The 10,811-nt window shown below is 71.2% G+C and carries 11 protein-coding genes and 1 pseudogene; 5 read left to right on the top strand and 7 right to left on the bottom strand.

Going from position 1 to position 10,811, the window contains the following annotated elements; genetic code table 11:
- Nucleotides 1–90 precede the first annotated feature (90 nt).
- The gene (locus AOK09_RS26590; protein WP_055589790.1) at nucleotides 91–606 is read right to left on the bottom strand and encodes a DUF5709 domain-containing protein; all 516 of its coding nucleotides are present in this window, start codon (nucleotides 604–606) and stop codon (nucleotides 91–93) included.
- 451 nt (nucleotides 607–1,057) lie between these two features.
- Complete coding sequence (locus tag AOK09_RS26585) at nucleotides 1,058–1,939, bottom strand: helix-turn-helix domain-containing protein (protein ID WP_055589789.1); 882 nt, start codon at nucleotides 1,937–1,939, stop codon at nucleotides 1,058–1,060.
- A 172-nt stretch (nucleotides 1,940–2,111) separates the two neighbouring features.
- Here AOK09_RS26585 and AOK09_RS26580 point away from each other — a divergent pair, with 172 nt between their 5' ends.
- Nucleotides 2,112–2,888, top strand: coding sequence for an SDR family oxidoreductase (locus AOK09_RS26580; protein WP_055589788.1), 777 nt, complete (start codon nucleotides 2,112–2,114; stop codon nucleotides 2,886–2,888).
- Between the two features lie 258 nt (nucleotides 2,889–3,146).
- Here the strand turns inward: AOK09_RS26580 and AOK09_RS26575 are convergent, their stop codons facing one another.
- The 3 genes from AOK09_RS26575 to AOK09_RS26565 all read right to left on the bottom strand — a co-directional run bounded on the left by AOK09_RS26575 (nucleotide 3,147) and on the right by AOK09_RS26565 (nucleotide 5,565).
- Nucleotides 3,147–3,674 (bottom strand): hypothetical protein, encoded by a 528-nt coding sequence (locus AOK09_RS26575; RefSeq protein ID WP_055589787.1) that lies wholly within the window; start codon nucleotides 3,672–3,674, stop codon nucleotides 3,147–3,149.
- 256 nt (nucleotides 3,675–3,930) lie between these two features.
- On the bottom strand, nucleotides 3,931–4,911 hold the full coding sequence (locus AOK09_RS26570) for an NADP-dependent oxidoreductase (RefSeq protein ID WP_055589786.1): 981 nt from the start codon (nucleotides 4,909–4,911) through the stop codon (nucleotides 3,931–3,933).
- Between the two features lie 51 nt (nucleotides 4,912–4,962).
- A complete protein-coding gene (locus tag AOK09_RS26565; RefSeq protein ID WP_055589785.1) occupies nucleotides 4,963–5,565 on the bottom strand; it encodes a nuclear transport factor 2 family protein in 603 nt (200 codons plus the stop codon).
- A gap of 471 nt (nucleotides 5,566–6,036) precedes the next feature.
- On the opposite strand from AOK09_RS26565, the pseudogene AOK09_RS43775 reads away from it, so the two are divergent.
- Both AOK09_RS43775 and AOK09_RS41180 read left to right on the top strand, forming a co-directional pair.
- Nucleotides 6,037–6,274 (top strand): annotated as a pseudogene (locus AOK09_RS43775) (MFS transporter); the annotation flags it as partial.
- Complete coding sequence (locus tag AOK09_RS41180; protein ID WP_055589784.1) at nucleotides 6,261–6,548, top strand: hypothetical protein; 288 nt, start codon at nucleotides 6,261–6,263, stop codon at nucleotides 6,546–6,548. The pseudogene AOK09_RS43775 and the gene AOK09_RS41180, both read left to right, overlap by 14 nt.
- 339 nt (nucleotides 6,549–6,887) lie before the next feature.
- On the opposite strand, the gene AOK09_RS26555 is transcribed toward AOK09_RS41180, so the two are convergent.
- Complete coding sequence (locus AOK09_RS26555) at nucleotides 6,888–7,469, bottom strand: TetR/AcrR family transcriptional regulator (protein ID WP_063796080.1); 582 nt, start codon at nucleotides 7,467–7,469, stop codon at nucleotides 6,888–6,890.
- A gap of 272 nt (nucleotides 7,470–7,741) precedes the next feature.
- Here AOK09_RS26555 and AOK09_RS26550 point away from each other — a divergent pair, with 272 nt between their 5' ends.
- Together AOK09_RS26550 and AOK09_RS26545 are read left to right on the top strand one after the other, a co-directional pair.
- Entirely contained in the window at nucleotides 7,742–8,815 is a 1,074-nt protein-coding gene (locus AOK09_RS26550) for a Gfo/Idh/MocA family protein (RefSeq protein ID WP_079063456.1), read from the top strand.
- Between the two features lie 528 nt (nucleotides 8,816–9,343).
- Nucleotides 9,344–9,871: a signal peptidase II gene (locus AOK09_RS26545; RefSeq protein ID WP_063796079.1), complete on the top strand. Its 528-nt coding sequence runs from the start codon at nucleotides 9,344–9,346 to the stop codon at nucleotides 9,869–9,871.
- A 219-nt stretch (nucleotides 9,872–10,090) separates the two neighbouring features.
- Here the strand turns inward: AOK09_RS26545 and AOK09_RS26540 are convergent, their stop codons facing one another.
- Nucleotides 10,091–10,582 carry a hypothetical protein gene (locus tag AOK09_RS26540; RefSeq protein WP_245687488.1) on the bottom strand — a complete coding sequence of 164 codons (492 nt, stop codon included), beginning with the start codon at nucleotides 10,580–10,582 and terminating at the stop codon, nucleotides 10,091–10,093.
- Between the last annotated feature and the right edge of the window lie 229 nt (nucleotides 10,583–10,811).

The following is a 10,811-nucleotide window of genomic DNA, read 5'->3' as shown; positions in this document are numbered from 1 at the left end:
GGTGGTGGATCGGGCGGGGGTTGTGCCGGACTCTGCGTTTCGGCCGCGTGAGGCCCGGACATCCGGAGCCCCGCCTCCGACCACCGCGGTTCACCTGCCCTGCTCGCCCGTGTCCGGGCGTGTCGCCGCGATGTCCGGGTCGTCCTCGGGTGCGTCCGGAACGACGTGAACCGCCGCCTCCTCCGCACCCGCGGCGCCTCCGTCCACTCCGACGTCGGAGGCGAGCAGCTCCTTGTCGGTGTCCGGGTGCGCCCCCTCGTCGGGGGCCACCAGGCGCCCCGCCCGCACGTCGCCGACCTCGGCGTCGGTCGGTTCCCCCTCGCCACCCGGCAGGTCACCGGTGCCGTCCCCCGGCTCGGGTTCCACATCGGGAACCTCCTGGGCCAACCGCTGGTCCAGTGACTCGCCCTCGCGCTGCTCCGCCGCCGTCGTACCGATCTTGTCGACTCCGAGCGGCCTCTCCGGCGGGGAGTAGCCCTCGTCCAGGATGTCGTCGTAGTCGCGCTCGTCCACCGCGTCCTCCAGGTCCAGCGGTGCGGCGTCCTCCTGCTCCTCGTTGCCGCCGGTCGGCTGGTAGACGTCGTCCGCCATGCTGTCATCAGTCATGAGCAACTCCGGTACTTTGCAGGTCCACCCGCACGGGTCGGGGCGGGTTGTTCGTCCGGGCCGGGTGCCTACCCGGCGTCTGCGGCCCAATGCCTGATCAGCATCGTGGACGCCCGAGGCGGCTGCGGCAGCGGCGGCTCGGGCAGCTGGACGCTCCGCTTCGGGCGGTCCACCAAGCGCCGTGCGGTCCGGCGGTGGCGCGCACCGCGTCCGGCACGGGGAACGGGGCAAAGGAGGAACCCGAGTGTCAGCACGCTCCGCAGTCGGCCTGGACCTGGCTGTCTCCGCTGGGAATGCCGAGCCGGGCCTGGCGGGGCACGCGATCGTCAGCGTGCGCGCCAACGACGGCCGCCCACCAGATCACCGAGTGCGCGCAGCCGCCAGGGACGCAGGTCCCGTGGCGGTGGCGGGGTCGTCGTCCTCGGTCGGTGGGGGCGCCGTCCGCGCGGCGTCAGACCGGGGGCGATGCGGGACGCGGCGTTCTGCGGTCAGGGGCGGGCGTGTTCCAGGAGTCGAGCAGACGAAGTGCCTGCTCGGTCGGTGAGCCCGGCTCCACGTTGTAGACGTAGAGGGTCTGCTCCGCGTCTCCGGGGACCGGGAAGGACTCGAACTCGAAGTGCAGGTCACCCACGACGGGGTGGTGGTGGAGCTTTGCGCCGTGGGTGCATCGCAGCACCCGGTGGTCGTTCCACCAGGTGGTGAACTCCGGTGAGCGCAGCGTGAGTTCGCCCACCAGGTCGGCGAGTTGCCGGTCGTGGGGCCGGCGTCCGGCCTCCAGGCGCAGGATGCCGACTGTTTCGGCGGCGATGCGTTCCCAGTCGCCGACGGTCTGCCGGGCTGAGGGGTCCAGCAGGTAGTACCGGGCCAGGTTGCGGGCCGGCGCCGGAAGTGCGTCGAAATCGGTGAGGACGGACCGGGCCAGCCGGTTGGAGGCCAGGACGTCCGTCCGCCGGCCGAGGACGTACGCCGGCACGTGCTGCAGGGTCTCCAGCATCAGGTGCAGGCCGGGGCGGACGCGCTGCGGGGCGATCACGGTACGGCGGGTGGTGGCGTTCGGCCGGGTCAGCAGATTGTGCAGGTGTTCCCTTTCGGACGCGTCCAGCCGCAGGGCCCGGCTCAGAGCCTCGAGGACCTCCGGTGAGGGGTTGCCGGCCCGGCCCTGTTCGAGCCGTGTGTAGTACTCGGTGCTCACCCCGGCGAGCCGGGCGACCTCGTCGCGACGCAGCCCCGGAACCCTGCGTGTGCGGCCGTCCTCCGGCAACCCTGCCCGGTCTGGGGTCAGGCGGCTGCGCCGGGTGCGCAGGAAGTCGGCGAGCTCACTTCGGCTGTCCATTCACCCAGTGTGGCGCGTCGGCCGTGCGGCATTGCGAGTGTGGGTGGCCCTGTGAGTACCAGCCTCGGCAGGGTCCGGCAGGCCCCCTCAGCGGCGGGTCCGGCGGTGGTGTGCTGAATGAGCGGCCCGGTTGGACGGACCGCCCCGAAAGTTCCACGGAAGGCACCTTTCAATGACCTCGCAGAACCCCGTCGCCCCGCTTGCCGGCCGTGTCGCCGTCGTCACCGGCGCCTCCAGCGGTATCGGCGAAGCAACCGCCGAGCACCTGGCATCGCTGGGCGCGAAGGTCGCCGTGCTGGCCCGGCGTGCGGACCGGCTCACGGAGCTGGTCTCGCGTATCGGGAAGAACGGCGGCACCGCGCTGGCGATCACCGCGGACGTGACCGACGTGCAGGCCGTACGAGCCGCGGCCGACCGGGTCAAGGTCGACCTCGGTGGCGCGGACCTGCTGTTCAACAACGCAGGCGTGATGCTCCCGGCCCCGATCGAGGAGCTGGCCACCGACCAGTGGCAGCACCAGATCGACCTCAACATCACCGGCCTGATGAACGTCATCGGCGCGTTCGTCCCGCAGCTGGTGGAGGCGGCCGCGGAGCGCGGCGTCGGCGACCTGGTCAACACCTCGTCGATCACCGCGCAGAATCTCTTCCCCAACTTCGCCGTGTACTCGGCCACCAAGGCCTATGTCACGCACCTGTCCCGGCACCTGCGCATGGAGCTGGGCCAGAAGAAGGTGCGGGTGTCGGCGATCGAGCCGGGCATCGTCGGGACGGAGCTGCAGAGCCACGTCACCGACGACGGCGTGCGGCAGTGGCTGGCGGGCTCCAAGGAGATCATGGAGTGGCTGACGCCGGAGGACATCGCCCACACCGTCGGCTTCCTCGCCTCCCAGCCGGCGCGCGTCAACCTTCAGCAGGTCACGATCATGCCCACCGGCGAGGCCAGCTGATCAGTCCCGGCCGCGGTCGTCCTCATCGTGACCGCGACCACGCGGAACTCACCGGACGATCCCCGAGGCGCAGCGCTGCGGCGTACGGTCCACCCGGGCGCGGCCGGGTGGACCGGCGGGCGGCCCCGACCCGTCCGGGTACGGCCACTCGCCCCTCGTCCCGGGAGGTGCCGCCCGTCCTCCGCCCTGTCGGCCGTCTCCCTCGGCGGCGCCGGTCCACGGCGGCGGGTCCGTCCCCCGCCGTGGACCCCGGCGCGCTCACCAGAGCCCGCTGGGCTCCCTTGCGGCCGCCCGGAGCAGGATGTCCCGTGTGGAGCCCATCCCGTACTTGTCGACATCGCTGGAGAGTGCGGCCACGTCCAGCAGGAGCGGCCGGATGTCGACACCGGCGTCCCGCGCCTGTTCGCAGAGCCCGTTCAGCGTGACCATCATGTCCCGTGTGTCGGCGCCCTGGTCGTCGACCGACATCCTCAGCAAGCACTGCCGGAAGCCCTGGGGTGTGGGTTCGAAGGGCAGCGTCGTCGCCCAGCGGAACGAGCGGTGGCGGTCCAGGAGCGCGCGCAGGTCGGCCCGGAGGTCCTCGTCGCCCACCGTGTAGAGGGAGAGCACGTGCCGCAGCGCCGCCTCGGCCTCCGGCCGGACCCCCGCCTCGTCCAGCGGCTGCGGGCCCTCCCGCATCCTGCGCACCCAGTCGGGGTCGGTGAGGTCCACCGGTCTCTCCGCGATGGGTCTGATGCACGCGTCGACGACCGCGATCCATGCCTCGAGCTCCGCCAGTTCCCCCATAACCGTCCCTTTCCCGCGCCCGTCTGTCGGCGGCCTGCTGCGGCGCACCCTCCGCGTGCCCCGTCGGAGCACAGGGCGCCGCGACCCCGGCCACAGCCTGGAGCCTGTCCTGCCGGTAGAGGGCAGTCTCGATGAACAGCATGGTGGGCGTAGCGGTCCGCGGGCTGGTACTCGGTGAAATGCAGCAGGCCGTGCTCTGCCAGGGAGCGTCCAAGGGCGACGCCGCCCTCGCGGACGGCCCGGGCCTCCGGCGCGATCACACGTCCGCGTCCTCGTCCCGGAACCGCAGGACGAGGCGGCCGCGGACACCCCCGGCTTCGAGGAGGCGGTGGGCGTCGACAGCCTGTTCCGGAGGAAAGGCCCCGGCGACCCGCAGGGTGAGGACGCCGTCCTCCGCCTGGGCACGCAGGCGGTCGAGTCGGGCGTGGTCGCCGAGAGAGTCGGGGACGTTGACCGAATGCAGGCGGACGGAGCGGCGGCCGAGCTCGCCGGGCGGCATGGCTTTGGCGCCTTCGCCGAGCAGTACGGCGATCCCTCCGCCAGGCCGGACCGCGGGGGCGAGGGTGGCCGAGCCGAGGACGGCTGCGTCCAGGAGGCCGTGCACGCCGCCGGGGGCCGCTCGCAGGATGTGGTCGGTGACGGCGGTCCCGCGGGATACCACGGTGTCGGCGCCGAGCGCGTGCACGAGCTCCCGGTCGGCGGGTGAGGCGTCGGCGATGACGGTCAGGCCGTCGGCCTTGGCGAGTTGGACGGCGTATCCGCCGACGACGCCGGCCGCGCCGGTGACGGCCAGGGTCTGTCCCGGGGTCAGGGCGAGCAGGTCGAGGGCCTGCCTGGCGGTGAGGCCGTTCATGGGAAGGGTCGCGGCCTGGGCGTACGTGGCGCCGGCCGGTGCGCGGACGACCCAACTGGCGGGGAGGACCACGTATTCGGCGTAGCCGCCGGCGTGTTCCATGAGCGGCATGGTCATGGCCGTCACCCGGTCACCGACGCGCAGGCCGGTCACCGACTCGGGGCCGATCTCGTCCAGTACGCCGGCCGCCTCCATGCCGGGGATGTAAGGCGGCCCCGGCGCCAGGTGGGCGATCGCTCCGTTGCGCAGGTAGCGGTCCCCCGGGTTGACGGTCGCGGCATGGACCCGGATGCGGACCTGGCCGGGACCGGCGTGCGGCTCGGGAATCTCGAAGATCTCCAGGGCTTCCGGTCCTCCGAAGCGGGCCACTCCGACGGCTTTCATCGTTCTCCTTCCTGGGGGGCGCGGCAGCGCCCCCCAGGGGTCTGCAGCGGGTCAGTTGGTCTTCTGCGGGGCCTGGTAGGGGCCCGTGTCGGGGAGGGTGTCCATGCGGTACCGCTCCAGCGCCGATCCGGTGATGTACCAACGCCCGTCGATGCGCTTGTAGGTGTCGTGGTACTGCCCGTAGCCGTGGAAACCGCCGCCTGCCTTCAGGTTGACGTAGTCCTCCATGACCCAGGTGCCGGTTGCCGTGTCCCCCTTGACCGTGATGTTCGGAAGGAGTCCCTGGTGCGCGGTGGGGGCATCGGCGATCAGGGTCTTGGTGGCATTGACCAGTTCCGCGGGGCTGTTGAATTCCTGGCCGGTGTTGATGTGCGCGCCGGGCGTGAAGAGCGCCTGGAGATCGGCCCACTGCTTGGTGTCGATGTCCTGGAAGTAGCGGGCCTTCAGCTTCTCGATGTCCTGGATGTCCGCGAGGTTGCGGACGGTCGCGGCGATGGAAGCGCTGCCGGCCCTGTCGTCGTGCGAGTGGTGGGAACTGGCGGTCGCGGTACCGGTCGCCACTCCTCCGGCCAGGAGGAGTGCGGCAGCCGTCACCATGCCCGCCTTCTTGGCGAACCGGCGGTCGGAGGGGGTCTTGCTGCGGTCGGAGTTCATTGCTGTCCCTTTCTGGTGCGGCATGCGGATGCCGGCGTTCGGGTGCCGGCATTCGGGGAGCGCCCGTTCGGCGATGCCCGAAGCCAGGGCGAGGTATGGGTCCCGGCGTTCGCGGCTGACCCCGCCTCCTGGGGGCAGGGGGCCGCGTCGGCAGGTGCGTGACCACAACCGTGCCGGGCAGGACAGACCCTACAGATAGTGGAACGCACGGTCAAATTATTGGCATGGCGATCTCCGATCGACCGCCACACGCCACAGCAGAGGCATAAATACTGCAGGTGAAGCGCATGATCCCGACACGGACGTGAACCTGAGGCGCCGAATCTCCCCTCTTTCTAGTTCTGTTACGCTCATTCCATAATCTCGACGTTCCCGCCTCTTCGGGCAACGAGCGACCGGCCGCAGGCCGAAAGGTCCTGACCTGCCTGGGTCGCCCCCCTGTCCTCTCGCCCTTCCCTCAGGAGCACGCACATGTCCACGACCGCCCTTCAACCGGACCCCCGGCGCTGGAAAGCGCTGATCTTCATCGGCATCGCCCAGCTGATGGTCTTCCTGGACGGGGCGATCATGAACATCGCCCTGCCGTCCGCACCGCACGACCTGGGCTTCTCCGACGGCGGCCGGCAGTGGGTCATCACCGCCTACGGCCTCGCCTTCGGCGGCCTGCTCGTCCTCGGCGGACGACTGGCGGACCTGTGGGGCCACAAGAAGAGCAGATCGGCGGCTCCATCGGCACCGCGCTGCTCAACACCATCGCCGCCCGCGCGACGGCCGACTACCTGGCCTCCCGGCACAGCACCAGCCCCGTGGACAAGTCGGCACTGGTGCACGGTTACGCGGTGGCCTACTGGTGGGCGGCGGGCTTCCTCTCCGCAGCCGCGTTCATCGCCTTCTTCGCGGTCGACGTGGGCAGACCCTCCACGCAGAAAGCGGTGGCGGCCCACGACGACCTCGCCGCGCTCGACCTGCGCCCCACCCACTGACCTCGATCTTTCGTGATGGGTCTGCCGACGGAGGCGGCAGACCCATCACGCGTCCGGTGGCTGCTGGTGGGCAGGCCGGTAGCCCGACTGACGCGCCGCGTGGGGGCTGGGTTCCACGGCTCCGCCGGGGGGTGCCCCTCCATCCAGCAGGATCTCGCCCGGATCGTGCACCGCCCTCGGGCGTCGCCACGGCGCGAGCGCCCCGACATCGCCTGGTCCAGCCCGCTCTTGCGGACTGTCTCGATCGCGAGCACGGCCCCGGCCTGGGACACTGGACAAGCGAAGCACCCCGCGGCTGAGCCGCGGGGTGCTTCGCTTGCGTGTCCGGTACGGGCGATGTCAGCCCAGAGCGTCGAGGGCGACCTCCGCGACCGCGGTAAGCGAGGCGCGGTCGGGGTTGATGGCACCCAGCACCCGCAGCCCGTGGAGCGTCGCGATGAGATACCGCGCGAGGTCGCGGGGGCTGCGACCGGCGGGCAGTTCGCCCTTCGACCGGGCCTCCACGATGACCTCGTACAGGGCGTCCTCCAGCGAGGTGGTCGTGGCACGCACATGGGCGGCGACCGTGGGGTCGTGGGAGATGCGCTCCATCGCCGCGCCCACGATCAGGCAAGCCCTGCGGCTGCCGTCCTGCGCGATCACGTCAACAGTGCCCAGCAGCACCTCACGGATCAGCTCCCGCGCGGGGGCCCCGGCACGCAGGATGCCGATCAGGGGCAGGGCGTGCTTCTCCCGATAGCGGTCCATGGCAGCGAGATACAGCCCCTCCTTGCTGCCGAAGGCGGCATAGAGCGACCCCCGCCCCACTCCGGTGGCCGCCACCAGATCCTGCACGGACGTGCCCTCGTAACCCTTGGCGCGGAAGGCCTCCATTGCTGCCTCAACCGCCGCTTCGGTGTCGAACTCTCTGATCCTGGCCATGCTGATGAGGGTATCCGAATCGGGAATGATCAGTCAACTAACACCGTGAGCCGCGAGCACCACCTGCACGGCCGATGATTCACTGCCTGCTCGGCGCCAAGATCGGCTTTGTTGACTCCTCGTTCCAGATAATGTTCACTGAGGACGCGGCCAGGGAGACGGCAGCAGTCCCGTCTCCGGCCGCCCCCTCACTCAGGGCACTCGCCCGCCCGGACACGCACACTCCGGACGCACGCACACCCGGTCATTCGGGCACACGCAGGAGCAGACACATGAGCACCATCGGTATCGGCATCATCGGCGCGAGCCGGCACGGCTGGGCGTCGATCAGCCACGTCCCGGCGCTCAAGGCGCTGCCGGACTTCGAACTGCGCGCGATCAGCACCTCCCGCCAGGAGTCCGCCGACGCGGCCGCTGCCGCCTTCGGCGTGGAGGCGGCCTTCGACAACCACGCGGACCTGCTCGCCCACCCGGGCGTGGACGTCGTGGTCGTGGCGGTCAAGGTGCCCCACCACCGGGAGCTGGTCTCGGCCGCCATCGACGCGGGCAAGACCGTCTACAGCGAGTGGCCGCTCGCCCTGGACGGGACCGAGGCCGCCGACTTGGTCCGCCGCGCCGAGACCGCCGGCGTGCGCACCGTCATCGGCCTCCAGGGCCGCTACCACCCCGAGCTGCGCTACACCCGCCGGCTGATCGCCGACGGCCGGATCGGCCGGGTCATCGGTACCACCATGGTCGGCTCGGGCATGGTCTGGGGACCGCAGACCAGCCGGGCGCACGCGTACTGGTACGACCGGACCCAGGGCGCCACTCCGCTGACCGCCGCCGCCCTGCACGCCATTGACGCGCTCAACGCGACGCTCGGGGAATTCACCCACCACTCGTCCAACCTCGTCGTGGGGCGCCAGGAGGTCACCGTGGCGGAGGACGGCAGCGTCCTGCCGGTGACCGCGGCCGACCAGATCTCCCTGATCGGCACGCTGGAGAGCGGGGCGGCCGCGTCGGTCTTCTACCGCGGCGGCACCTCGCGCGGTGACAACTTCCGCTGGGAGATCAACGGCACCGACGGCGACCTGGTCCTGACCGCCGGCTGGGGGAACATGCAGATCGCCGACCTCACCCTGGAGGGGGGCTTCGGCGAGGACACCGCCGTCTCCCCGATCGAGATACCCGCCGAATACCGCGCCGACATCCCCGAGGACCTCGCGGGTCCCTCCCGGAACGTGGCCGCGCTCTACACGCACCTGGCCCGCGACCTGCGTGAGGGCACCCACACCGTCCCGGACTTCTCCTACGCCCTGTCCCGCCACCGGCTCATCGACGCCATGCAGGGCCCCTCGGCCTGACCCGGACACCGCCGTGGAGGGATTCACCTGAACAGTTCCGGATGACGCGCGTGAGCCCCTGACCTGGGCGACAACCCAGGTCAGGGACTCAGTGCACAGCGCATCGGCAATACCGGGCGGCCAGCCGCTGTCCCCAAGGCCGTGAGATTGACGGGTCTCGTGGTGTTGTCCAGGGCCCGTGGATGGTGGTGCTGACCAGACGCGGCCGGCGTGGACATCGCGCCGTACCACCGTGGCGCCGGCGGCGAAGGCAGCGTCGCGCAGCTTCGCAGGAGGCCACCTCCGGCCGGACGGAGCTGGCGCACCACAGCATCCGTGGCACCAGCTCGGTGGTCATGGCCGCGACCGGCGCCGCGTACTGCCGCTCTCCTGACTTGGGCCGCGGACCCGTCGTACCGCGTCGGCCTCCCCGGCTCCGGAGGGGCACCGTGATCCACCGGGAGGGATGCCCCGCGGCCGGGCGTAGGCTCCTCCGGGGACCCGAGAAGTCCAGTCGTTCCGTCGTCGTCGAAGGACAGGAGGCCGCTGATGCCGGGCCTTGGAGCGGCGCAGCGCGCGCTGTGGGTTACAGCCGTCGTGGGGCTCGCCGTCGACCAGGTGACGAAGGCCGTCGCGGCTGTGACCATCGAGGGCGGGGAGCCGGTGCACATGGGGGCGGTGACCCTCACCACTTTCCGCAACCCGGGAGCAGCGGGTTCCTTCGCGCCGCACGCAACCCTCGTCTTCACCGTGCTCGCCGTCGGCGTGCTCGCCTTCATCGCCCGGACGGCGCCCTCCCTCCGTTCCGTCGGCTGGGGGACCGGCCTGGGGCTGATCTTCGCCGGTGCGGGCGGCAACCTCGCCGACCGGCTCTTCCGCACCCCGGGTTTCGGGCGCGGCGCCGTCCTGGACTTCATCCAGATAGGCCACTCGGGCATCTTCAACCTGGCCGACCAGTGTGTGACCGCCGGAGTGCTGACGGTGCTGGTGCAGACGTTCCGGGGGGTGCCGATCAGGGCGGCCGAGCGCCCGCAGACGGAGCGGCGCCGCGCTTTCGGTGCACCTCGCCGTCCGTGATCAGGCGTCACGGTCCGCCTTCGGCGGCGCGGGGTCCCTGGGCCGACCGGGCCCGCCTCGCTGCCCTCTCCCGCACGTCCCAGGCGCACGCGCAGCGTGACGGCACCCCCTCTCCCCCGAGCCCGGACCTTCGATTGCCTCGCCGGGGGTCGCCCGGTGCCCGTTGGGCCCTCTGCATCGCCGGGGACTGACCTGGCGATCACGAGCAGAGCCGGCTCGTCACGCCTTCTGCGGCCGAGCACCTGCTCCGTCACCACAGCGTTCGCCCCGTGCCACGGGGCGAAGAACGGGGTCGATCCCGGCAAGGGCTTCGTACAGCTGACGAGCCCCCTGGGCAATGCCGTGGTCAGTGTCCCGCAGCAGCTCCTCGCAGTGCTCCGTCGCGCTGTCCCGGTCGGCGGCAAAGATGCTGAACACGTCGAGGACTGCGGTGTGGATCCAATCGCTGTGATTCGTGTCGGCGACTGCCAGGGCGGAGGCGACGATCGTCAGCCCGATTCTGTCCTTTCGCCGAAGCACGGCTTCCGCGGTGACCCGGGTGACGAAGGTGTCGTGCGGGTCGAGCATGAGCTCCAGCAGTGGCCCGAGGGCCTCCTGCATCTCGGCGAAGACTGCCAGGCCACGACCGGCATCCGCGCGGTCACGGTGGACGTGGCTTCGCCCGAGCTCGCGGAGTGCCACGACAGTCGCATGCCGTCGGTCGATGTCCACGCGCCCGCCCGTCCCTCCCGCGATTTCGGTGAATGTACCACCGGGGGCACCCTCCGGATGATCGCCAGAGCAGGCTACGGCCGGTAGGGGCAGGAGGGACGGGAGGGCCAGGAGGGTCACCGGAGGAATCGCTGCCTGCGGTACGGGCAGGCGTCCCCTGCAACAGGTGTCGGCCGAGTCAGGGCCGGCCACGGCGAGAAGGACGTCTCTGCCATGCACTGCCATACCC

The sequence above is a fragment of the Peterkaempfera griseoplana genome, assembly GCF_001418575.1.
GTDB classification, from domain to species: domain Bacteria; phylum Actinomycetota; class Actinomycetes; order Streptomycetales; family Streptomycetaceae; genus Peterkaempfera; species Peterkaempfera griseoplana.
The sequence above is the reverse complement of the archived record's forward strand: the minus strand, read 5'-3'. Positions and strand labels throughout refer to the sequence as shown.